The organism is Pelomonas sp. Root1217 (assembly GCF_001425705.1).
Classification (GTDB): domain Bacteria; phylum Pseudomonadota; class Gammaproteobacteria; order Burkholderiales; family Burkholderiaceae_C; genus Pelomonas.
The window spans coordinates 724,135-743,644 of record NZ_LMDC01000028.1; the positions used below are offsets into that span (position 1 = coordinate 724,135).

Here is a 19,510-nt window from a genome sequence, read left to right on the forward strand (position 1 = left end):
TCGCCCTCTTTGTGTAGGGATGTTGCGAGCCGGCTCTGGCGGGCTGCACCCGGTAACCGGCACGAGATCAAGGCGTGCCACGCTGCGGGCCTATGAGCCACCTCCCCGCGCCACCCTCACCCACTCGCGCGACAGCGTCCCGCCTGGCGCCTCTCGCTGTGGCGACGCTGGTTTCGCTGGCCGGCTGCGGCGGCGGTGGGTCCGACTCAGCCACCACGACGCCGACAACGCCCCCTGCTCCCTCCCCTGCTCCAGCGCCAGCCCCGGCACCAGCACCGCCAGTCGCCGGAATGCGCATCACCTGCAATCTCGCCAACTTCCAGGACGAAATGCTGGCGGCCGTCAACGCCCGTCGCCGCAGTGGCGCCACCTGTGGCGCACAGGGTGCCTTCGGCCCGGCGCCTGACCTGACCTGGAACGCCGCGTTGACCCAGGCCGCGGTGGCGCACAGCGACGACATGGTCACGCACAACTTCTTCAGCCACACTGGCAGCGATGGCAGCACCCTCGGCACCCGCGCGTCCGCCGCTGGCTATGTGTGGAGCAGCCTGGGCGAGAACATCGCCGCCGGCCAGTCCAGCGTGGCCGAGGTGGTGGACGGCTGGATGAAAAGCGACGGCCATTGCGCCAATCTGATGAACGCGACCTTCCGCGACATCGGCGTGGCCTGCGTGGCGGGCAACGCCAGCACCACCTACCGCAGCTATTGGACACAGGACTTCGGCACGCCGCGATAGGTTCCGGACTCGCGGGGTTGAATCGTCGAGTCGGTCAACCAACAACGAAAAAGCCAAGAGGCGAGTCTTTGCGACTCGCCTTCGTGGCTCGTTGACCGAACCGAGGGGTCAGGCCTTCTTTGCCTTGGCGCGACGAGCAGCGTAGGCACCCAGCAGGGCGAGGCCGACCAGGGCCGCCGCGTCGGGCTCGGGCAACTGGTTGCCGGCCGCGCCGATCTGGAAGGTGATGAACTCACCGGTCTGCGCGTCGGTCACGGTGTAGGTGCCGGCAAACATCTGCAGGGAGGCGAACGAGGCGTTATGGAAAGTCCAGGCTTGATCGGGCGACCAGAACGTGCCTTCCAGGTCTTCGCGCTCGATACCGATGCCCGGAAGCTGGGTGCTGACGGGGCGAACGTAGGTGGTGAAGCCCTTGTGACCAGCGTCGACCGTCGTGTTGAAGCTGGATTGGGCCCAGGGGCCGTTCGCAGCGGACCATGCCGAGAAATCGGTGCCGGCGTGGAAACCGAAGGACATGTTCACGCCGCCGACGGACGTGCCGCCCATGATGTCATGGTTGCCGTTCTCCTCGACGCCCGTGCCGCCCCAGCCCGAAACGTTCTGCTGCAACACCAGTTTGCTGGTGTCGATGGTGCCCGAGGAGTTCATGTGCACGTCAGCGCCGGCTTCCGTGAACGTGAACACGATGCCGGCGTTTGCCACGCTGCAAAGGGAGGCCGCCAGGATTGCAGCTGCGACGGGAATGGACTTCATGGCGGATCTCCTCAAGGAATTTCAATGATCTTCACAATGCAACAGCCATGCCAAGCAGCGAATCCCTTAAAAATCAATAGGTTGACGACGTCATGCCCCTAGTTTGAACTAGGGGTGTAAATTTCTTTGACATTCAAAAACCCTCAACTCAAGGGGTGCACGCGCGCTTTTTCTTCGCTTGCTGAATCCAAACGTCGCGGCCAGCCGCTCCAAGGAAGCACCATCCACCCATTTCCCTGGAGCCCGCCCATGTTCTTCGACCGCTTTCAGGAAATCAGCCCGCTGATGATCCCCATCCTGTCGCTGCTGATTCCGATCGTCGCCATCGTCGCCCACTACCTGGGCAAGGCGCACACCGAGCGGCAGCGCCACGAGACTATCCGCGAGCTGGCCCGCGCCGGCCAGCCCATCCCGCCCGAGCTGCTGGGCGACGTGCAGGACAGCGACTGGCACCGCGCCAAGCGCGACCAGGCCAACCCCAACCGCATCCTCGTGCCTGCCGTCATCAACATCGGCGTCGGCCTGGGCCTGATGGGCATGTTCAACGCCATGATGCCGGGCGCCTGGCTGTGGAGCATCGGCCTGATTCCGCTGTTCCTGGGGCTGGGACTGGCGGTGTACTGGGCCGTTGAACGCAAGCAGCAACCGCCGCAATCCCCGCAACCGTGACCTCCGGCGTCCCCGCCGCGCCGACCGAGGCGGTCCTGCAAGAGGATCGCCTGGTGGCTCGTGCCGCCGCCGGCGACCGCACGGCCTTCGCCGCCCTCGTGCAGGCCCACCAGGGCTATCTGCGCAAGCTGCTCGGCCGCGTCTGCAAAGGCGACCTGGGCCGCGCCGATGACCTGGCGCAGGAGGCTTTCGTTCGCGCCTGGCGTGCCCTGCCCAAGTTCCGCGGCGAGGCGCGCTTTCGCACCTGGCTGACGCGGCTGGCCTATTCCGCGTTGTCGGCCGAGAGGCCGACCCTGCCGCTGCTGGACGACACGCCGCCCGAGGTCGGGGCGCACAGCGACTTCGCCCCAGGTGCCGATTGGCGCCTCGACCTCGACCGCGCCATGGCCGATCTCAGCGAGGCCCAGCGCCATGCGCTGCTGCTCTGCTACGGCGCCGACCTCAGCCACGCCGAAGCCGCCCTCGTGCTGGGCTGGCCGCTCGGCACGGTCAAGACACAAGTGCTGCGCGCCAAGGCCAAGCTGCGCGCGCAACTGCAAGCATGGGAGCCCACGCCATGACGATTCCCAACACGAATCACGACGACGACGCTGTTTTTGATGACGCGCTGCGGCAGCAGTTGCAGGAGGACGGCGACCCCGATGACGACGGCTTCAGCCTGCGGGTGATGACGGCTCTGGCGCCGAAAGGCATTTCACCTCAGCAGCGCCGCTGGGCGCGGTGGGTCAGGCGGGCGCAGTGGTTGGCAATCAGCGCTGCAGCGCTCGGCACGGCGGCGCTGCTGGCGGGCGCGAATGACCCACTGGATACGCCGCGTGTGGTGGGCGCGGTGACGCTGGTGGGGCTGCTGGTCTTTTGGTCGATTCCGAGTCGATGGAGTCGTGGGTGAATCGCGGAATCTCCAGGTCGCTCAAGCCGCAGTAACGTAATGGCTGCGTTCATGACATACCAACCCATCTTCCCTGCCGCATTGCAGCCGGCCGCGTCAGCACTATTGCGCGCATTTTCCACTGTGGAGTTTGCGCCAGCATTGCAAGGATTTAGAGCCCTTGTACAGGGAGAGTTGCTCTCTGCTCCCTACCGCGTCTACTACCCGCCCGGCGAACTTCGGTCGGTGATCGCCAGGTCAACTGGCGACGAAAAAACACTTGCACTCAGCCTCGGGACGAGGCACTGGGATGGATACGTTCGCGAGGAATGCGTGCGGCAGCTATTTGCCGTTGATCGTCCATGGATCGTTCCCTTTGTCGTCGAGCTGATTGGCGAGTACGTCGTTGAGATCGTGGAAGTGATTGCTGCTGCTTTTCCCAAAATGAACGCTGCACAATTCGCTGACTTTGCGATGCAGAACCCAAAGTTCATGGCGACCACAAGACGGCGGGCTACGAGCTATTGGGACTGCTACTACCGCAGTTGCTTCCCCACCCTTCAAACCTACCCCGCCATCGCAGCACTCAACGCAATCGAGCAGATTCCCACGCTCAAGCCGCACTCTTGAACTTGCCCCGCTGCGACAGGCAATAGGCCACGGGCACAGCCACCCCCGCCAGCACCGCGGCGGAACCGGCCGCGACGGCTACCGGGATGGGGGCGAACGCCCACAAGGCGACATAGACAAGTCCGCTGATCGTGATGGACCAGCCGCCGAGCCGGTTGACCTTGCGGGCCAGCTCGCTGGGGAAGAAGCGCTTGGGCATGCGGTTGCCGTACCAGGCAATCATGAGCCCATTCATGGCAATGACCACCCGGGTGACGGCGTCGCCGTCCGCAAAGCCCAGCTTGCGCGCCCAGGTCATGCCCAGCGCCACGGCGATGATGCCGCCGCCCCACGCAAGGCCTGCAATCAGATCAGCTTTCATCGCGCGATCTCCTTCTTGGGTTCCGGCGCGTCGGCGCTCGGGCTGAACGAATGGACGAAGCCCAGCAGTGCTTCTTCGAGCACGGACAGCTTCAGGTGATACAGGACGGACTTGCCCGCCTTCTCGGCGTGAACGAGGTCGGCTTCCTTCAGCACGGTGAAGTGCGCCGACATCGTGGGCTTGGAGACATTGAACTGGTCGCTCAGTTCGCCGGCGCTCAAGGGGCCCTGCCTCAGGAGCTGCAGCACCTGGCGACGGGTCGGGTCGGAAAGTGCTTTGAAAACCTTGTTCATGACTTGATGATTAGCTAATCATCGAAACGTGTCAAGGGCACCCGGCACCGCCGACTGGTGCATCAACGCCCCACGGCGAGGCATGTGATCCCGGCCGCGAAGGCCATATGAAGGTCCGCCAAAAGGCGGCGCACCGAGCGACGCCCGGTACGCCCAACGCAGAGCCAGCGCAAAGGCTGGCACGCAATGATTGGCACGCTTGATGCTGGAGTACCGATTGGTATACCAATACGTGCACCATGACAGAGCGAAGCCTTCTGACCCTTGGAGACTGGCACCGGGCCTACCTGGACGGCGCGTCGCCCCGTGAGTTGGTGGGCGTGCATGCCTGGGTGCACCTCGCCGTGGCAGGCGGGCTCACATGGCCAACCCGAGCAGCGCCCTGACCCTTCTCAATCACCCAAGGAGCCGACCATGACCGATTCGTTCAAACCCCAGCGCCGCACCTTGCTGGGCGCGGCCGCCGCCGTTGCCACGCTGGGCGCGCCCGCACTGGTGCGCGCCCAGACGCCCAAGATCCGCATCGGCTACTGGCCGGTAGCGGCCGGGCTGCCGTTCTACGCGGCAGTGGAAAAAGGTTACTTCAAGGAGGCCGGGCTGGACGTGGAGGCGCTCAAGTTCGCTGGCGCCCAGCAGGTGATGGAGGCCATGCTGGCCGGCCGCTGCGACGGCAGCTCCAACGGCACTGGGTCGGGCAACCTGGGCGTGGGCGAGATTGCTTCGCCGGGCCTGTTCAAGATCATCGCCACCAACCCGAGCAACCAGAAGTACGTGCTCGACCAGTTCCTCGTGCCCAAGGACAGCCCCGTCAAGACGCTGGCCGAGCTGAAGGGCAAACGCGTCGCCAGCGGCCCCGGCATCCAGAACAAGACGCTGGCCATGGCCGTGCTGGAGCGCGCCGGCGCGCCGGGCACGACGGTGACCGAGTTGCCCATCGGCCAGCACGTGGCCGCACTCGCAGCCGGCCAGGTGGACGCCGTCTACACCCTGGAACCCACCGGCACCGTGGGCCGGCTCAACGGCACGACGCGCGTGCTGGAAGCTGGCGTCATCGCCAAGTACATCCTCGGCGACCCGCTGGCACCCTGGCATGGAGGCTCGGCCACGCTGACGACCGAATTCATCAAGAAGCACCCTGCCGAGACCAAGAAGTACATCGCCGCCTATGCCCGCGGCATCGACCTCGTGCGCAAGGACCCGGCCCAGGCGCGCGCCTTCCTGAAGGGCTACACGGCCATCGAAGGCCCGCTGACCGGCGAGGTGCCGCTGGCCTCCTACATGCTCTACAACGAGTTCACGCCCAGCGACGTGGCGGCCTTCCAGAAGTTCTTCGATCTCTTCACCGAGAAGGGCGTGTTCGAGAAGAAGCTGGACGTCACGACCCTGATCTACAAGGCATGAGGCCATGACCATCGTGGACCCCACCCCCGCCGCTGCCCAGCCCTGGCGCGCACCCGTCGCCGACGGCCAACCGGCCGTGCGCCTGCCGCGCTTCAACGTCGCCAAGCTGCTGCCGTTCATCGGCCCGCTGATCCTCTTCATCATCTGGGATCTGGTGGTGCGCCTCGGCCTGATCCGGCCCATCCTGCTGCCGCCGCCGCTGGACACGCTCCAGACCCTCGTCGTCGGCCTGGCCGGCGGGCCGCTGCTGCTGGATTTCGCCACCACGGTGTGGCGCACGGTGCAGGCCTTCCTGATCGCCGCCGTCATCGGCGTGCCGCTGGGCGTGCTGCTGGGCAGCAACGAGCGCGCCTACCGCAGCGTCGAGTTCCTGATCGACTTCTTCCGCTCCACGCCCTCGTCGGCACTCATCCCGCTGTTCCTGCTGATCTTCGGCGTGTCGGACATCAACAAGATCGCCATCGCGGCTTTCGGCGCGCTGCTCATCGTCGTGTTCAACAGTGCCTATGGCGTCATCAACGCGCGCAAGCAGCGCGTCATGGCGGCCAAGGTGATGGGCGCCTCGCGCTGGCAGATCTTCAAGGACGTGCTGGTGTGGGAGAGCCTGCAGCCCAGCTTCGTGGGCCTGCGCTCGGCCGTGTCGATGGCGCTCGTCATCGTCGTCGTGGCCGAGATGTTCATCGGCTCGGACAACGGCCTGGGCCACCGCATCATCGACGCCCAGCAGGTGCTCAACGTGAAGACCATGTACGCCGCCATCCTGGCCGCGGGCATCCTGGGCTATGTGCTCAACATCCTGTTCCTGGTGCTGGAACGCAAGATCGTCCATTGGAATGGAAGGTAAGCATGAATGCCGTACTCAATGCCCCCGTCGTCGCCGACGTGCCCGTGCGGCCCTTCCAGCCCGGCCCTTCAGGCACCCACATCACCATCCGCGGCCTGACGAAATACTTCGCCGGATGGCCGCTGTACGAGGACTTCAACCTAGACATCCCCAAGCACAAGATCGTCTCGGTCTTCGGCCCCAACGGCTGCGGCAAGAGCACGCTGATCAACATGATCGCGGGGCTCATCCCCATCGACTCGGGGCAGATCCTGTTCGACGGCAAGAACTTGCGCGACACCAAGATCGGCTACGTCTTCCAGAACTACCGCGAGGCAATGTTCCCGTGGATGCGCACCATCGACAACATCGCCTACCCGCTGAAGATGGAAGGCCGCAGCAAGGCCGAAGTGGACCGCCGCATGGCCGAGCTGGTGGAGAGCTTCGACGTCAAGTTCGACTTGCACCGCTACCCTTACGAGCTGTCGGGCGGGCAGCAGCAGACGGCGTCCATCATGCGGGCGCTGGCGCCCGGCCCCGAGGTGCTGTTCCTGGACGAGCCCTTCTCGGCGCTGGACTTCGAGATGACGCTGTTCATCCGCGAGAAGCTGCAAGAGGTGTTCATGCAGACAGGCACGACCATGATGCTGGTTTCGCACGACCTGGAGGAGGCCGTGTACCTTGCCGACGAGGTGCTGCTGCTGACCAAGCGGCCGACCCGCGTGGCCGAGATCCTGAAGTACGAGGACCCGCGGCCGCGCACGGTGGCCACCTTGTCGGAGCCCAGCTTCATCACGGCCAAGAAGCAGAGCCTGGAGATCTTCCAGCGCGAGGTGCGGCGTTGAACATGCTCGCCGAGCAGAACAGCTTGCTCACGCCGCCCGCTGGCTAAGATCGCCGGCATGCGGGCTATCGTCGACTCTTCTGCCAGCGCGCCGCGTGCCGGCCGTCCCAATCTGGCCGAGCAGGTCTACGCCCGGCTCAAGGCCGAGCTGAACGACTTCCAGCTCGTGCCGGGCGACCGCTTCTCGGAGGCCGAACTGGGCCTGCGCCTGGGCGTCAGCCGCACGCCGGTGCGCGAGGCACTGTTCAGGTTGCGCAACGAGGGCTTTCTCGACGTCGAGGCCAAGTCGGGGTGGTGCGTGCGGCCGATCGATTTCGGCCGGTTGGAGCAGCTCTACGACCTGCGCGTGATCCTGGAGCTGGCAGCGGTGTCACGGCTGTGCGCCCACACCGGCACGCCGCCGCCCGAGCTGGAGTCGCTGAAGGCCATCTGGCTCATCCCCGCCGCCGAGCGCCTGAGCGATGCGCGCGAGGTGGGCCAGCTTGACGAGGCCTTCCACGCCACGCTGGTGAGGGCGGCAGGCAATGCCGAGATGGCCCGTGTGCACTGGGACGTGACCGAGCAGATCCGCATCATCCGCCACCTGGATTTCACGCGCGGCCACCGCATCGAGGCCACCTACGCCGAGCACGCCAAGATCCTGCGAGCGGTCATGCAGCGCAAGGTCGAGCAGGCCCAGTTGCTGCTGCGCAGCCATGTCGAGCAGAGCAAGGCCGAGGTGCGCAAGATCACGCTCGCCACGCTGCACGAGGCGCGGGAGAAGTCGGCGGCGCGCTAGGCCTCGATGCCCAGGCTCAACCGGAGCTTCTTCGGCAGCTTGGCAGCCACCAACCCATGCGAGCGCTTCACCAGCGCCTTGAGCTCCGCCAAGGGCAGCGCCTTCGCATCCTCCACCGCCACCCAGTGATACCGCGCAGCGTAAGGCGCGGGCGCGATGCCGGGCACACCGGTCAGCTCCAGGAAACGGTGCTCGTCGACCTTGAAGCTGCAATGCGTCCACTTGCCGGGGTGTGGCCCGCCGACGAAGAACATCTTGCCGCCGACACTGGCCACCCAATCGGCGCCCCATTTGATGTCCTGCGTGGCGCCGGGCAGTTCCATGGCGTATTTGGCGAGGGCTGAAAAGCTCATGGTGTTTGGACGGGTTCGCGTTGTGGTGGCGGCCGGCGCAGGGTGCCCGGCCCGCCGCTGAAGGCCCGGAAATTCTCGCCGAGCACCTCGGTTTGCGGCAATTTGCAGCATTACTGCACGCTGCGCAGCCGCTGCCCTGCTGCCTGGCCCACCAACAATCCAGGGATACGCCTTGCCGGGCGCCAGAGCACCGCTCGGGCCGCCCAACCCAGGTCGCAACATCGACCGCCAACGCCCGCCTGCTGCATGAACATCCTCAACCTGGGGCCGACCCCGCCCGTGGCCCTCAACGCGCAGCCCGTGGACCCGCTCCAGCATGGCATGGCCCTGTTCCACGCCACGCCGCCGGACTACGAGCGCGCGGTGGGCTGGTTCCGTGCCGGAGCAGATGGCGGCGACAAGGATGCGCTCGCCATGCTGGGGTTGTGCCAGTTGGAAGGGCTGGGCATGGCCGCGGACCCGGTGCAGGCGCGGCGGACGCTGGAGCAGGCCGCGTCCCGGCGCAGCGCCATCGGGCGCTTCCAGCTGGGGCGGACGCTGATGACCGGCCGGGGCGGCCCGGTCGACGAAGCAGCAGGCCTGTCGGCCTACGTGACGGCGGCGGCCATGGGCCACGCCGAGGCCACCTTCAACCTCGCCAACTGCCTGTATGCCGGCGTGGGCTGCCTGCCCGACCGCCTGGCGGCCAAGTCGCTCTACTTGCGCAGCCGCGCCCTGGGCTGCACCTTGAGCCCGCAAGGTGTGCGGGTACGCAGCCACGAGCTGAAGGCGGTTCGAGCGCTGGCGCAGCGCTTTGCCGACCCGAACCGCATGTTCTTCCTCGTGCAGGAGCGCCAGCAGGAGCTGGCGCTGGTGCATGCCATCGCGCAGCCTGGTGCGCCGCGGGATCGGCTCGCCGTGAGCGAGGCCAGACCCGAGACCTTGCAGCGAGCGGGCCGGCTGGCGGTGGGCGTCGTGGCGGCGATGGCTGGCACTCTGGGCCAGTATCTGCGGCGACCCCGCGATGCTGGCCCCACGACCCTCAATTTCTGACGCTCGACGCCGAGCTCCGAGCACCAGGTGGCTCGGTAGGATGACCCCATGTCCTCGCGCGCCATCCGCCTGCCCTCGCTCGACGCCCTGCTCGCCTTCGAGGCCGTGGCCCGCACGGGCGGCTTCGAGGCCGCCGCCGCCGAACTCGCGCTGACGGCCAGCGCCGTCGCCAAGCGCGTGGCGGGGCTGGAGGAACGGCTGGGCCAGCCCCTGTTCCTGCGTCAACCCGCCAAGGGGCTGGCCCTGACCCCCGCCGGCCACGAATACCTGCCCCAGGTGCGCCAGGCCCTGGCCTTGCTGAAGGCCATGCCGCTGCACCAACGCGCCAGCCAGCAGCGCGAGCGTCTGCGCGTGACGTCCACGCCCACCTTTGCACGCCAGTTGCTGGTGCCCGCACTGCCCGGCTTCACGGCCGCCCACCCCGAGGTGGAGTTGGAGCTGACGCTGTCGGTCCCGCTGCTGGCCGAGGGCGACGCGGGGGCGGACCTAGAGATCCGCCACGGCGCCGTGCCGGACGACATCGCGCCCGCCGAGGTGCTGCTGCGCGACCGCCTAACGCCGCTGGCCGCGCCCGCCCTGCTGGCCCGCCACGAACCGCTGCGCGAGCCTGCCGACCTGCTCGCCCTGCCGCTGCTGCGCACGCCGCTGCAGCCCTGGGCGCCCTGGCTACGCGCCGCCGGCCTGGGCGACGTGCCCGAGCCGGATGAAGGCCCGCGCTTCGTCGACCTGGGCCTGACGCTGGCCGCGGCCCTGGCCGGCCAGGGCGCGGCACTGGCCCGCCTCAGCCTCGCCCGCCACGAGCTGGCCGAGGGTCGCCTCGTGCAGCCGTTTGCGCTGACCGTGCCGGCCGAGCGCCACTACGGCCTCATTGGCCACCGCGCCAGCCCGGCATCCGAGGCCTTCGCCGAGTGGCTGCATGCGCACTGCCGCGCAGTCGAGGCGGAAAACTCTTCCCGACCCGGCTGAGTTTTTTTCCGGAACGCACCGGGCGAGGCAGGCCTAGCATCGCGGCCTCACTCCGACCAGCCCGCCATGCCCGTCATCACCTGCATCGAAGACCTGCGCCAACTCGCCGAGAAGCGCGTGCCACGCATGTTCTACGACTACGCCGACTCCGGCTCCTGGACCGAGACGACCTACCGCGCCAACGAGAGCGACTTCCAGGCCATCAAGCTGCGCCAGCGCGTGGCCGTCAACATGGAGGGCCGCAGTACGGCCGTGAAGATGGTGGGCCAGGCCGCGAAGATGCCCGTGGCCATCGCACCGGTGGGGCTGACGGGCATGCAGCACGCCGACGGCGAGATCCACGCGGCGCGCGCGGCCGAGAAGTTCGGCATCCCGTTCACGCTGTCGACGATGAGCATCTGCTCCATCGAGGACATCGCCGAGAACACCTCGGCGCCGTTCTGGTTCCAGCTCTACATGATGCGCGACCGCGAGGCGATGGCTCGCATGATCGACCGCTGCAAGGCCGCCAAGTGTTCGGCCCTGGTGCTGACGCTGGACCTGCAGGTCATCGGCCAGCGTCACAAGGATTTGAAGAACGGCCTTACCGCGCCGCCGCGGCCGACGCTGGCCAACATCCTCAACCTGATGACCAAGCCACGCTGGTGCCTGGGCATGGCCGGCACCAAGCGCCATACCTTCCGCAACCTCGTGGGTCATGTGAAGGGCGTCAGCGACATGCGCTCCCTCTCGGCGTGGACCAACGAGCAGTTCGACCCGCGCCTATCCTGGGCCGACATCGCCTGGGTCAAGGAGCAATGGGGCGGCAAGCTCATCCTCAAGGGCATCATGGACGTGGAGGACGCCAAGCTCGCCGTGCAGGCGGGGGCCGACGCCATCGTCGTCAGCAACCACGGCGGCCGCCAGCTCGATGGTGCGCCGAGCAGCATCCACGCGCTGCCCGCCATTGCGGCCGAGGTGGGCACGCAGACGGAAGTGTGGATGGACGGCGGCATCCGCTCCGGCCAGGACGTGCTGAAGGCCTGGGCGCTGGGCGCACGCGGCACGATGATCGGCCGCGCGATGGCCTATGGCCTGGGCGCGATGGGCGAGGAAGGCGTGGCCAAGGCGCTGGCCATCCTGCACAAGGAGCTGGACGTGACCATGGCCTTCTGCGGCCACACGCAGCTCACCAACGTGACGCGGGACATCCTGGTGCCGGGGACCTACCCGCGCGTCTTCCCGACGGCCTGACTTCTTGCCGGTGAGCCGAGGGCATGCGCTACTGCGGCGCATGAAGACCATCGCCGCCACCCTGCTTTCGTCATTCGCCCTGGCTGCCGCGGCGCAAACCTGCGCGCCACCTGTCACCCTGAAGACGGAAGGCGACCCGGCGCGCATCCAGCAGCAGGCCATAGCACTGCTGCCCTGCCTGGGGCACCCCGATCCCCAACTGCGCGACGACATCGCCTTCGAGCAGCTCTCCGCATGGGCGCGCGGCGGCAAGCTGGAAGCGGCCACGCTGCAACGCCTGCGCACCGACCTCGTCGCCGCGCTCGACGCCAAGTCCGATGCGGCCGGCGTGCACCGACCCTTTGCCGTGCTGACGCTGGCCGAGGTAGCACGGGCCGACCGGCTCCAGCCTTTCATGACGGCGGAGCAACGCGGCGATCTGGTGGATCACGCCGCGCGCTTCCTCAGCAGCATGCGCGATTACCGCGGCTTCACGCCTGGCGAGGGCTGGCGCCACGGCGTGGCCCATGGCGCCGACCTGGCTCTGCAGCTCGGCATGAACGAGGCGCTGAGTCCCGCCCAACGCCAGGCACTGCTGGACGCCGTCAGCAGCCAGGTGCTGGCCGACCACAGGCATGCCTACCGCTATGGCGAGGGCCAGCGCCTGGCGCGCGCCGCGTTGCAATTGCAGCTCAGGCTCCAACCTGACGAAGCCGCCGTGCAGGCCTGGCTGGACCGGCTGCTACAGCCGTTGAAGGCGGCCAAAGCCTGGGACGAGACTGCGCTGACCGATCTGCACAATCTGCGAGAGTTCCTGTGGCCGCTGCTGGCCGGCGTGCTGGACGTGACCGACGCCGCCCGGCGCGAACGGCTCTTGGTGCCGCTGCAGAAGACGCTGCGCCGCCTGCCTTAGTCGGCGTGCCGCTCGAAGTGCAGCCGGTCGTGCCAGGCGCCGCCGAGCTCGAAGCTGCGCAGCGAATGGCCGAACTGGCGAAAGCCATTGCGCAGCAGCACCTTCACCGAGCCGCCGTTGCCGACGCGTGCATTGGCCTCCACGCGCATCAGGCCCAGCTCGCCAAAGGCCTTGGCCAGCACCAGCCGCACGGCTTCGCTGGCATAGCCCCGACCGCAGGCCGACTCGGCCATGCGATAGCCCAGCTCAGCCATCTGGAAATGGGCCCGCTTCACACCGATCAGGTTCACGCGGCCCACCAGCTCGCCGGCCACGGTACGCACGAGGAACTGGTAGCCCGTGTCCTCGGCGGCTTCGCGCTGCGCCAGCGCAATGGCGGCACCAACGCCCTCGCGTGAGTAAAAGCCGGGTGGCCGTGAATTGATGCGGGCCTCGAAGAAGGCGCGGTTGTCCGTTTCGAAGCGCAGCAGCTCGTCGGCGACGTCGGGGGTGGGGGCAATCAGTTCGAGCAGGTTCATGGCGGCAGCAAAGACGGCGCACCGATTACAACAGCAGCGGCGGCCTCGCCACGCGCCCGCGGGTGCCGTTAGGCTGCCGCCCAGGAGGAACCATGCGCCCTGCCCGCCTTGCCGCTTTGCTGATCGCCCTGCCCCTGCTGGCCGCGGCCGCCCCGCCCGTGATCCCAGGCAACGCCGCCATCGACGCAGAGGCCACGCGGCTGATGGCCGCCGCCCAGGCCCAGGGCCTGGCGGTGGCCGTCATCGACGACGGCCAGGTCGTGCATGCCGGCGCCTACGGCAAGCGCAATGCAGCGGGCGAGCCGCTGCTGCCCGACACCGTCATGTACGGCGCGTCGCTGACGAAGGCGGTATTCGGCTACTGGGTGATGCAGCTGGTCGAGGAAGGCAAACTCGATCTGGACCGGCCACTGGCAGCCTACCTGGACCGGCCGCTGCCGGAATACTCCGGCTTCTTGACGTCCTACTCATGGCAGCACCTGGCGGGCGACGAGCGCTGGCGCCGGCTGACCACGCGCATGCTGCTCACGCACAGCAGCGGCTTCGCCAACTTCGCCTTCCTGGAGCCGGACCGCCGGCTGCGCATGCACTTCGACCCCGGCACGCGCTACGCGTACTCCGGCGAAGGACTCATCCTGCTGCAGTTCGTGCTGGAGCGCGGCCTGGGGCAGGACGTGGGCGCCGAAGTGCAGCGCCGTGTTTTCACGCCGTTGGGCATGACGCGCACCAGCCTGAAATGGCGCGCCGACTTCCGACCCAACCTGGCCGATGGCTGGAGGGAGAACGGCAGCGTCGAGCCCCACGACGAACGCAGCAAAGTGCGTGTGGCGGGCTCGATGGACACGACCATCGCCGACATGGCGAAGATGGCCGCCGGCTACATCAATGGCACGGGCCTGTCGCCTGCCGGCCTGAAGGCGCTCACTGCGCCCCACCTGCCCATCACGACGGCCACCCAGTTCCCTACACTGCAGCCCGAGCTGCCGCCAGCGAAGCGTCGCCCCGACCTCGCTGCGGGCCTGGGCGTCATCGTCTTCGGAGGGCCGCAAGGGCCGGGCTTCTACAAGGGCGGGCACAACGACAGCACCGGCAACACCTGGGTCTGCGTGAAAGCCAGCAAGCGCTGCGTCGTCATCCTCGCCAACGACGTGCGCGCCGAGCGGGCCTTTCCGCAACTCGTGCGCTTCATCCTCGGCGAGACCGGCGTGCCATGGGGCTGGGAGTACGGCGCCATGGATTTCCTGCGCTAGCGGCCAGCGCCGCGCGAGCATCTGCCAAGGTCCGCCAGGATCTTCCAGGACAAAATATTTTTTAACGGCCGCGAATCCGATCGCGCCCTGGCTCCCTCTTAGTGACCGAGGGCTGTCCTCGAACACTTGAGAGTCGAACCATGATCTATGTGAAAAACGTTCCGAACGGCGAGCGCGCAGTGCGCGTGGTCGCGGGCCTGATGGCCGCAGCCCTGGGGCTGCTGCTGTTGGGCGGCATGGGCGGCTGGCTTGTGGCCGCCGGCGCGGCCGGGTTGGTGGCATCGGGGCTGTTCGGTTTCTGCCCGGCTTGCGCCATGGTTGGCCGCAAGTTGAAGTAGCAGCCAAGCGGCACCGACATGGCACTGGCCACACAACACCAGCCCCTGCTCACGGCCGCGCACGGCGGCGATCCGCGGGCATTGGAGCAATTGCTGAAGATCTCCCGGCCCGACATCCGCCGCTATGCCCAGCAGCACTGCCTGCTCAGCGACGTCGATGATGCGGTGCAGGAGGCTTTGCTCATCGTCAGCCGCAAGTTGCCGTCGCTGCGCGTGCTGGCGGCCTTTTCGGGCTGGTTGATCCGCCTGGTGCAGCGCGAATGCCGGCGCCTGGGCCGGCTCACGCTGCGCTATGACCCGTATGAGGAGGAAAAGCTGGAGCAGTGGCTGGTGGTACGCGACGAAGTGGGCCTGCGGCGGGAACTGGTGGCGGCGCTGGAGTCACTGCCGGCCCACTACCTCGAGGTCATGCTGCTGCGCGACCTCGAGGAGCTGACCATTGAGGAGATCGCCGCCCGCACCGGCCTCACACGGCCGAATGTGAAGAGCCGGTTGCATCGCGCCCGAGCCTTGGCGCGGGAGTACCTGCTCGGCGGCAAACCGGCCAGCGTCTGACGGTGCCCGCCCGCAGCGGGACTTCCTCCTCTCTGACTTGAGCGCCGCCGTGGTGGTGCAAGCATGGTTGCCTCCATAACTCCGGAGACAAACACCATGCATCGACGCCACTATGTTCTCGGCGCGGCCACCTTGCTGGCCGGGCTCTCGTTGCCCGCTCTGGCACAGCGCGGCGATGACGACGGCGAGTTCGTCATCCTGCATGCGCGCTACGGCACGGACCGCAACCATGTCGACGTGACCGATCGGCTGCGCCAGCTGGCCCGCCGCGACCGCCGCGTGCGTCTGACCAACGACCTGTTCGGCGTGGATCCCGACCCCGGCCGCGACAAGTACCTGCGCATCTACGCCCGCGACAGCCAGGGCCGCGAACGCCGCTTCGACTACCCCGAGCGCGCCTGGATCGACGGCGGGCAGTTCGCCGCATGGGGCGCGGGCCGCTGGGGCGAACCGAACTACAACGGCGGCTGGGCCGGCAACCCCTATCGCGACCGCCACGATGACGGCAGCTACACCATCCTTTATGCCAACTACGGCAACCCCGGCCGCGAGGTGGACGTGACCGGCAGGCTGCGCGAACTGGCACGCCGCGACGAGCGCTTCCGCATGGGCAATGGCACCTTCGGCGTCGACCCCGATCCGGGCCGCGACAAGCGGCTGATCATCATTGCGCGCGACCCCAATGGCCAGCAGCGCAGCTTCGAGTACCCCGAGGGCAGCTGGGTGGATGGCAGCCAGTTCACCGGTTGGCGCCGCGGCGACTGGGGCCGTTGATCGCGCGGTTTACCCGCCCTTACAACCGGCGAAGCCCGGCGTCCTCGCGCTGGGCCGTCCTCGCGTTGAACCTTTGGCCGCGCGACCATGCCCGGCCAAGACCAACAACGAGGGGATCACCATGAAACGCCGCCAATTGGGGCCATTGGTTCTAGGCGCAGTCCTGGCCACTGCCATCACCAGACCCGCCTGGGCCGACGATGACGGCGAGTTCGTCATCCTGCATGCCCGCTACGGCACTGAACACAGCCATGTGGACGTGACCGACCGCCTGCGCGAACTGGCCCGCCAGGACCGGCGCTTTCGACTGAGCAATGACCTCTTCGGTGTCGACCCCGAACCCGGGCGCACCAAGACGCTGCGCATCTTTGCCCGCGACCGCCAGGGGCGGGAACGCAGCTTCGACTTCCGTGAACGCGACTGGGTCGACGGCAACAAGTTCATCGGCTGGCGCCGCGGCAACTGGGGCGAGTCCAGCTGGTCGGGCGGTTGGCAAGGAGGCGGCAACAGCCCGGGCGGCGACCGCCACGACGACGGCGAGTTCACCATCCTCTACGCCACCTATGGCGCCGATGGCCGCGACGTGGACGTCACCGACCGCCTGCGCGAACTGGCGCGGCGCGACCAACGCGTGCGGCTGACCAACGAACTCTTCGGTGTCGACCCCTTTCCCGGGAAGACCAAGGTCCTGCGCATCTTTGCCCGCGACCGTGGCGGCCAGGAGCGCGTCTTCGAGTACCGCGAGTACGGCACCATCGACGGCAACCAGTTTGTAGGGTGGGGGCGTGGCGACTGGGGCCGCGGCCATCGCGGCAACGACCAGGGCCCCGTGCGACCAGCCAGCGGCCGACTCGTCATCGACAGCGCCAGCTACGGCGCCGATGGGCGCTGGACCGACGTTACCCAGGCCCTGCGCGGCCAAATCCGCGGCGACCGCTTCGAGACCGAGGTGCGCAACGAGCTGTTCGGCTTCGACCCCGCGCCCGGCCGCCGCAAGCTGCTCAGCGTCACCTATCGCTTCGGCAACGAGCCGCCGAACACGGTGCGGGTCGGCGAAGGCGACCGGCTGCGGCTGCCCTAGGAAGACGCAAGCGATCCGGCTTCAATGCCAGGCGCCGAGGATGGCGCCCATCACCGTGTAGGCCACCACCTGGTAGCCGCTGTTGATAAGCCAGAGCTTGAGCGAGCGCTGCTCGAAAAGGTAGATCACGCCCAGGCTCATGGCCACCCAGCCCAGGCCGGTGGCCAAGCCAGCGAACAGGCCGAAGCTCAGGCTCGCCTTGGCACCGAGGAAGGCCGCCAGGTTGAAGGCCATCACCAGCGAGGCCAGCGCCGACAGCCCGAAGACTTTGGCCGGGCTGGCCTGCTTGGCCTGGGCTTCGGTTAGGCCCGCTTCGGCCATCCACGATTTGGCGAACAGGATGGGCGAATACCAGAGCCCGCCGATCAGGAAGCTCGACAAGGCCGCCACAATGACCGCCGGGAAGTTGAATTGCACTGCGTCCATCGCAGACCCCTCTTGAAGTTGTTGGTGCGGCGATGCTGAGGGGCTCTCGTCCCCGGCAATAGCGGCCGCGCGCCGAAGTCGAAGATGAGCACGCCCAAAGCCGACAAACTGCCGCTCAAATCGCCGCCGAACCCGCCGATGCAGGCACGCCTGGATGACCGGCTGCTGATGGCCGGCGGTTCGCTCGCCTTCGGGCTGGCCATCCCCTGGCTGACGGGGCTCTATGGGCCACTGGGCCCCGGCGACGCGCGCTTCTGGGTCGGCTTTGCCGGCTTCATCGCGCTGGCCTTTGCCATCTGGGCAGGCAACCGCTGGCTGCTGTTCAAGCAGCGCGAGCACCTGAACTGGTTCGCCCACCCGCTGCGCAAGCTCCTGATGCTGGTCAGCGCCAATGTGCTCTACACCGCGCCGCTGACGCTGGCCGCCATCTGGGCCTGGTTCCAGGTCGCCGGCATGCCGGTGGACGTCAACGCGCTCAAGCTCGTGGTGGCCACCAACGTCATCTGCGTGCTCTTCGTGACCCATGCCTACGAGACCATGTTCCTGATCCGCGAGCGCGAGTCGGACATGCTGCGCGTGGAGCGCCTGGAGCGCGCCCGCACCCAGGCCGAGCTCGGTGCGCTGAAGGCCCAGGTCGATCCGCATTTCCTGTTCAACAGCCTCAACACGCTGGGCCACCTGATCGAGAGCGACGCACGCAGCGCCCGCGAGTTCAGCGACACCCTGGCCGAGATCTACCGCTATGTGCTGGACAGCCGCCAGCGCGACCTGGTGCCGCTGGATGACGAGCTCGCCTTCCTGCGCCACTACCACCGCCTGCTGGCGCTGCGCTTTGGTGCGGCCATGCCGTTGGCGCTGGACCCGGCGCTGCAGACGGGTCAATGGCTGATCCCGCCGCTGGCGCTGCAGACCCTGCTGGAGAACGCCATCAAGCACAACGAAGCCAGCGCTGCCCAGCCACTGACGGTTGGGTTCACGCTGGACGGCGACCGCGTGCAGTGCCGCAACGCGCTGCAGCCGCGCCGCAGCGCCCTGCCCTCTTCGGGCCTGGGGCTGGCCAACCTCGACGAGCGCTGCCGCCTGCTGGCCGACCGCGCGCTGCAGCGCCGCGCCGAGAACGGTGTGTTCGAAGTCTCCATTCCGCTGCTGGCCCGCCCATGAAGATCTTCATTGCCGAAGACGAGACCCCGGCGCGCGAGCGCCTGACCGCCACGCTGGCCCGCGTCGCGCCAGAGGCCCGCGTGCTTGGCCACAGCGACACGGTGCAAGGCACGCTGGACTGGCTGGCCGCCCACCCCGCACCCGACCTGCTGCTGCTCGACATCCAGCTCGCCGACGGCCTGTCGCTGGAGCTGTTCCGCGACCGCCGCCTGACCCTGCCCACGGTCTTCACGACGGCCTACGACCAGTTCGCACTGCAGGCCTTCCAGGCGCTGGCAGTGGACTACCTGCTCAAGCCGGTCTCTGACACCGCGCTGGCCCAGGCACTGGCCAAGGCCGAGCAATGGCGAAGTCATTTCGACCTCCAGGCCAAGGAGCGCTGGAACCATCAGCTCGACGGCCTGCTGCAGCGCCTGAGCCCGCCTGCCGGCCGCCGGCGCATCGTCGGCCGCAAGGGCGGCCAGCAGTTCCACGCGCTGGAGCTGGTCGACATCGCCTATTTCGTCTCGGTGGACAAGCTCTGCTTCGCCATCACCCAGGCCGGTGAGCGCTATCTGGTCGAGCCCACCTTGGGCGAGCTGGAGGAGGAGCTCGGGCCGCAGCGCTTCTTTCGCGCCAACCGCCAGCTGTTGGTGGCCGCGGGCGCCGTGCAACGCTTTGCGCCCGCCGGCAAGGGAAGGCTGAAGCTCGCCCTCAGCCCGGCCCTGGACGGCGAGCTGCTGATCAGCCAGGAGCGCGCCGCGGCTTTTCGCCAGTGGCTGGAGGGGTAAACCC

26 protein-coding genes are annotated in these 19,510 nt (G+C 67.7%); 20 read left to right on the forward strand and 6 right to left on the reverse strand.

Translation table 11 applies throughout. From position 1 onward, the window contains the following. The first annotated feature begins 290 nt into the window (after window positions 1-290). Window positions 291-737, forward strand: a complete 447-nt coding sequence (locus ASC95_RS30145; protein WP_200960190.1) for a CAP domain-containing protein — start codon at window positions 291-293, stop codon at window positions 735-737. 108 nt (window positions 738-845) lie between these two features. Here ASC95_RS30145 and ASC95_RS23280 read toward each other — a convergent pair whose 3' ends face one another. Then, entirely contained in the window at window positions 846-1,490 is a 645-nt protein-coding gene (locus ASC95_RS23280) for a hypothetical protein (RefSeq protein ID WP_057300056.1), read from the reverse strand. Window positions 1,491-1,739: 249 nt separating this feature from the next. Between ASC95_RS23280 and ASC95_RS23285 the strand changes: the two genes are divergently transcribed. The 4 genes from ASC95_RS23285 to ASC95_RS23300 are packed head-to-tail and all read left to right on the forward strand — an operon-like array spanning window position 1,740 to window position 3,657. Then, window positions 1,740-2,159: a DUF6249 domain-containing protein gene (locus ASC95_RS23285; protein ID WP_056195572.1), complete on the forward strand. Its 420-nt coding sequence runs from the start codon at window positions 1,740-1,742 to the stop codon at window positions 2,157-2,159. Then, window positions 2,156-2,719, forward strand: a complete 564-nt coding sequence (locus ASC95_RS23290) for an RNA polymerase sigma factor (protein WP_057300057.1) — start codon at window positions 2,156-2,158, stop codon at window positions 2,717-2,719. Before ASC95_RS23285 ends, ASC95_RS23290 begins: the two co-directional genes overlap by 4 nt. Next, window positions 2,716-3,048 (forward strand): hypothetical protein, encoded by a 333-nt coding sequence (locus ASC95_RS23295; protein ID WP_057300058.1) that lies wholly within the window; start codon window positions 2,716-2,718, stop codon window positions 3,046-3,048. Before ASC95_RS23290 ends, ASC95_RS23295 begins: the two co-directional genes overlap by 4 nt. Before the next feature lie 51 nt (window positions 3,049-3,099). Then, window positions 3,100-3,657, forward strand: a complete 558-nt coding sequence (locus ASC95_RS23300; protein WP_157256466.1) for a hypothetical protein — start codon at window positions 3,100-3,102, stop codon at window positions 3,655-3,657. On the opposite strand, the gene ASC95_RS23305 is transcribed toward ASC95_RS23300, so the two are convergent. Both ASC95_RS23305 and ASC95_RS23310 read right to left on the reverse strand, forming a co-directional pair. After that, window positions 3,641-4,018, reverse strand: a complete 378-nt coding sequence (locus tag ASC95_RS23305) for a hypothetical protein (RefSeq protein ID WP_200960191.1) — start codon at window positions 4,016-4,018, stop codon at window positions 3,641-3,643. The two genes, ASC95_RS23300 and ASC95_RS23305, sit on opposite strands and share 17 nt — an antisense overlap. After that, window positions 4,015-4,311, reverse strand: coding sequence for an autorepressor SdpR family transcription factor (locus ASC95_RS23310; RefSeq protein ID WP_057300060.1), 297 nt, complete (start codon window positions 4,309-4,311; stop codon window positions 4,015-4,017). Before ASC95_RS23310 ends, ASC95_RS23305 begins: the two co-directional genes overlap by 4 nt. A gap of 414 nt (window positions 4,312-4,725) precedes the next feature. Between ASC95_RS23310 and ASC95_RS23315 the strand changes: the two genes are divergently transcribed. Genes ASC95_RS23315 through ASC95_RS23330 form a run of 4 tightly spaced genes read left to right on the forward strand, consistent with a single transcriptional unit; the run spans window position 4,726 to window position 8,157 of the window. Then, complete coding sequence (locus tag ASC95_RS23315; protein ID WP_057300061.1) at window positions 4,726-5,712, forward strand: ABC transporter substrate-binding protein; 987 nt, start codon at window positions 4,726-4,728, stop codon at window positions 5,710-5,712. A gap of 4 nt (window positions 5,713-5,716) precedes the next feature. Next, window positions 5,717-6,556, forward strand: a complete 840-nt coding sequence (locus tag ASC95_RS23320) for an ABC transporter permease (protein WP_082568038.1) — start codon at window positions 5,717-5,719, stop codon at window positions 6,554-6,556. A gap of 2 nt (window positions 6,557-6,558) precedes the next feature. Beyond that, window positions 6,559-7,380, forward strand: coding sequence for an ABC transporter ATP-binding protein (locus ASC95_RS23325; RefSeq protein ID WP_057300062.1), 822 nt, complete (start codon window positions 6,559-6,561; stop codon window positions 7,378-7,380). A gap of 57 nt (window positions 7,381-7,437) precedes the next feature. After that, window positions 7,438-8,157, forward strand: a complete 720-nt coding sequence (locus ASC95_RS23330) for a GntR family transcriptional regulator (protein WP_057300063.1) — start codon at window positions 7,438-7,440, stop codon at window positions 8,155-8,157. On the opposite strand, the gene ASC95_RS23335 is transcribed toward ASC95_RS23330, so the two are convergent. Further along, a complete protein-coding gene (locus ASC95_RS23335; protein WP_057300064.1) occupies window positions 8,154-8,510 on the reverse strand; it encodes an MmcQ/YjbR family DNA-binding protein in 357 nt (118 codons plus the stop codon). The genes ASC95_RS23330 and ASC95_RS23335 overlap by 4 nt on opposite strands. Before the next feature lie 246 nt (window positions 8,511-8,756). Here ASC95_RS23335 and ASC95_RS23340 point away from each other — a divergent pair, with 246 nt between their 5' ends. The 4 genes from ASC95_RS23340 (at window position 8,757) to ASC95_RS23355 (ending at window position 12,633) form a co-directional block, all read left to right on the forward strand. After that, window positions 8,757-9,542, forward strand: a complete 786-nt coding sequence (locus tag ASC95_RS23340) for a tetratricopeptide repeat protein (protein ID WP_057300065.1) — start codon at window positions 8,757-8,759, stop codon at window positions 9,540-9,542. A 48-nt stretch (window positions 9,543-9,590) separates the two neighbouring features. Beyond that, window positions 9,591-10,508, forward strand: a complete 918-nt coding sequence (locus tag ASC95_RS23345) for a LysR substrate-binding domain-containing protein (RefSeq protein ID WP_057300066.1) — start codon at window positions 9,591-9,593, stop codon at window positions 10,506-10,508. Between the two features lie 66 nt (window positions 10,509-10,574). Further along, the gene (locus ASC95_RS23350; RefSeq protein ID WP_057300067.1) at window positions 10,575-11,741 is read left to right on the forward strand and encodes an alpha-hydroxy acid oxidase; all 1,167 of its coding nucleotides are present in this window, start codon (window positions 10,575-10,577) and stop codon (window positions 11,739-11,741) included. A 40-nt stretch (window positions 11,742-11,781) separates the two neighbouring features. Continuing rightward, the gene (locus ASC95_RS23355) at window positions 11,782-12,633 is read left to right on the forward strand and encodes a DUF2785 domain-containing protein (RefSeq protein ID WP_057300068.1); all 852 of its coding nucleotides are present in this window, start codon (window positions 11,782-11,784) and stop codon (window positions 12,631-12,633) included. Here ASC95_RS23355 and ASC95_RS23360 read toward each other — a convergent pair. Then, entirely contained in the window at window positions 12,630-13,151 is a 522-nt protein-coding gene (locus ASC95_RS23360) for a GNAT family N-acetyltransferase (protein ID WP_057300069.1), read from the reverse strand. The two genes, ASC95_RS23355 and ASC95_RS23360, sit on opposite strands and share 4 nt — an antisense overlap. Window positions 13,152-13,243: 92 nt before the next feature. On the opposite strand from ASC95_RS23360, the gene ASC95_RS23365 reads away from it, so the two are divergent. The 5 genes from ASC95_RS23365 (at window position 13,244) to ASC95_RS23385 (ending at window position 17,149) form a co-directional block, all read left to right on the forward strand. Next, window positions 13,244-14,401, forward strand: a complete 1,158-nt coding sequence (locus tag ASC95_RS23365) for a serine hydrolase (protein ID WP_057300070.1) — start codon at window positions 13,244-13,246, stop codon at window positions 14,399-14,401. Window positions 14,402-14,541: 140 nt separating this feature from the next. Next, window positions 14,542-14,739: a YgaP-like transmembrane domain gene (locus ASC95_RS23370; RefSeq protein WP_057300071.1), complete on the forward strand. Its 198-nt coding sequence runs from the start codon at window positions 14,542-14,544 to the stop codon at window positions 14,737-14,739. An 18-nt stretch (window positions 14,740-14,757) separates the two neighbouring features. Continuing rightward, window positions 14,758-15,294, forward strand: coding sequence for an RNA polymerase sigma factor (locus tag ASC95_RS23375; protein ID WP_057300072.1), 537 nt, complete (start codon window positions 14,758-14,760; stop codon window positions 15,292-15,294). A 96-nt stretch (window positions 15,295-15,390) separates the two neighbouring features. After that, on the forward strand, window positions 15,391-16,068 hold the full coding sequence (locus ASC95_RS23380) for a hypothetical protein (RefSeq protein ID WP_057300073.1): 678 nt from the start codon (window positions 15,391-15,393) through the stop codon (window positions 16,066-16,068). A gap of 121 nt (window positions 16,069-16,189) precedes the next feature. Then, window positions 16,190-17,149, forward strand: a complete 960-nt coding sequence (locus ASC95_RS23385) for a hypothetical protein (protein ID WP_157256467.1) — start codon at window positions 16,190-16,192, stop codon at window positions 17,147-17,149. 21 nt (window positions 17,150-17,170) lie between these two features. Here the strand turns inward: ASC95_RS23385 and ASC95_RS23390 are convergent, their stop codons facing one another. Next, window positions 17,171-17,575, reverse strand: a complete 405-nt coding sequence (locus tag ASC95_RS23390) for a DUF1761 domain-containing protein (protein ID WP_057300075.1) — start codon at window positions 17,573-17,575, stop codon at window positions 17,171-17,173. 84 nt (window positions 17,576-17,659) lie between these two features. Between ASC95_RS23390 and ASC95_RS32385 the strand changes: the two genes are divergently transcribed. Together ASC95_RS32385 and ASC95_RS23400 are read left to right on the forward strand one after the other, a co-directional pair. Further along, window positions 17,660-18,736 (forward strand): sensor histidine kinase, encoded by a 1,077-nt coding sequence (locus ASC95_RS32385; RefSeq protein ID WP_057300076.1) that lies wholly within the window; start codon window positions 17,660-17,662, stop codon window positions 18,734-18,736. Continuing rightward, the gene (locus ASC95_RS23400) at window positions 18,733-19,506 is read left to right on the forward strand and encodes a LytTR family DNA-binding domain-containing protein (RefSeq protein WP_057300077.1); all 774 of its coding nucleotides are present in this window, start codon (window positions 18,733-18,735) and stop codon (window positions 19,504-19,506) included. Before ASC95_RS32385 ends, ASC95_RS23400 begins: the two co-directional genes overlap by 4 nt. Window positions 19,507-19,510 lie beyond the last annotated feature (4 nt).

Coding starts and splice junctions, on each gene's coding strand:
- ASC95_RS30145 (WP_200960190.1), top strand. CDS start 291: ATGCGCATCACCTGCAATCTCGCCAACTTCCAGGACGAAATGCTGGCG.
- ASC95_RS23280 (WP_057300056.1), bottom strand. CDS start 1,490: ATGAAGTCCATTCCCGTCGCAGCTGCAATCCTGGCGGCCTCCCTTTGC.
- ASC95_RS23285 (WP_056195572.1), top strand. CDS start 1,740: ATGTTCTTCGACCGCTTTCAGGAAATCAGCCCGCTGATGATCCCCATC.
- ASC95_RS23295 (WP_057300058.1), top strand. CDS start 2,716: ATGACGATTCCCAACACGAATCACGACGACGACGCTGTTTTTGATGAC.
- ASC95_RS23300 (WP_157256466.1), top strand. CDS start 3,100: ATGACATACCAACCCATCTTCCCTGCCGCATTGCAGCCGGCCGCGTCA.
- ASC95_RS23305 (WP_200960191.1), bottom strand. CDS start 4,018: ATGAAAGCTGATCTGATTGCAGGCCTTGCGTGGGGCGGCGGCATCATC.
- ASC95_RS23310 (WP_057300060.1), bottom strand. CDS start 4,311: ATGAACAAGGTTTTCAAAGCACTTTCCGACCCGACCCGTCGCCAGGTG.
- ASC95_RS23315 (WP_057300061.1), top strand. CDS start 4,726: ATGACCGATTCGTTCAAACCCCAGCGCCGCACCTTGCTGGGCGCGGCC.
- ASC95_RS23320 (WP_082568038.1), top strand. CDS start 5,717: ATGACCATCGTGGACCCCACCCCCGCCGCTGCCCAGCCCTGGCGCGCA.
- ASC95_RS23325 (WP_057300062.1), top strand. CDS start 6,559: ATGAATGCCGTACTCAATGCCCCCGTCGTCGCCGACGTGCCCGTGCGG.
- ASC95_RS23330 (WP_057300063.1), top strand. CDS start 7,438: ATGCGGGCTATCGTCGACTCTTCTGCCAGCGCGCCGCGTGCCGGCCGT.
- ASC95_RS23335 (WP_057300064.1), bottom strand. CDS start 8,510: ATGAGCTTTTCAGCCCTCGCCAAATACGCCATGGAACTGCCCGGCGCC.
- ASC95_RS23340 (WP_057300065.1), top strand. CDS start 8,757: ATGAACATCCTCAACCTGGGGCCGACCCCGCCCGTGGCCCTCAACGCG.
- ASC95_RS23345 (WP_057300066.1), top strand. CDS start 9,591: ATGTCCTCGCGCGCCATCCGCCTGCCCTCGCTCGACGCCCTGCTCGCC.
- ASC95_RS23350 (WP_057300067.1), top strand. CDS start 10,575: ATGCCCGTCATCACCTGCATCGAAGACCTGCGCCAACTCGCCGAGAAG.
- ASC95_RS23355 (WP_057300068.1), top strand. CDS start 11,782: ATGAAGACCATCGCCGCCACCCTGCTTTCGTCATTCGCCCTGGCTGCC.
- ASC95_RS23360 (WP_057300069.1), bottom strand. CDS start 13,151: ATGAACCTGCTCGAACTGATTGCCCCCACCCCCGACGTCGCCGACGAG.
- ASC95_RS23365 (WP_057300070.1), top strand. CDS start 13,244: ATGCGCCCTGCCCGCCTTGCCGCTTTGCTGATCGCCCTGCCCCTGCTG.
- ASC95_RS23370 (WP_057300071.1), top strand. CDS start 14,542: ATGATCTATGTGAAAAACGTTCCGAACGGCGAGCGCGCAGTGCGCGTG.
- ASC95_RS23375 (WP_057300072.1), top strand. CDS start 14,758: ATGGCACTGGCCACACAACACCAGCCCCTGCTCACGGCCGCGCACGGC.
- ASC95_RS23380 (WP_057300073.1), top strand. CDS start 15,391: ATGCATCGACGCCACTATGTTCTCGGCGCGGCCACCTTGCTGGCCGGG.
- ASC95_RS23385 (WP_157256467.1), top strand. CDS start 16,190: ATGAAACGCCGCCAATTGGGGCCATTGGTTCTAGGCGCAGTCCTGGCC.
- ASC95_RS23390 (WP_057300075.1), bottom strand. CDS start 17,575: ATGGACGCAGTGCAATTCAACTTCCCGGCGGTCATTGTGGCGGCCTTG.
- ASC95_RS32385 (WP_057300076.1), top strand. CDS start 17,660: ATGAGCACGCCCAAAGCCGACAAACTGCCGCTCAAATCGCCGCCGAAC.
- ASC95_RS23400 (WP_057300077.1), top strand. CDS start 18,733: ATGAAGATCTTCATTGCCGAAGACGAGACCCCGGCGCGCGAGCGCCTG.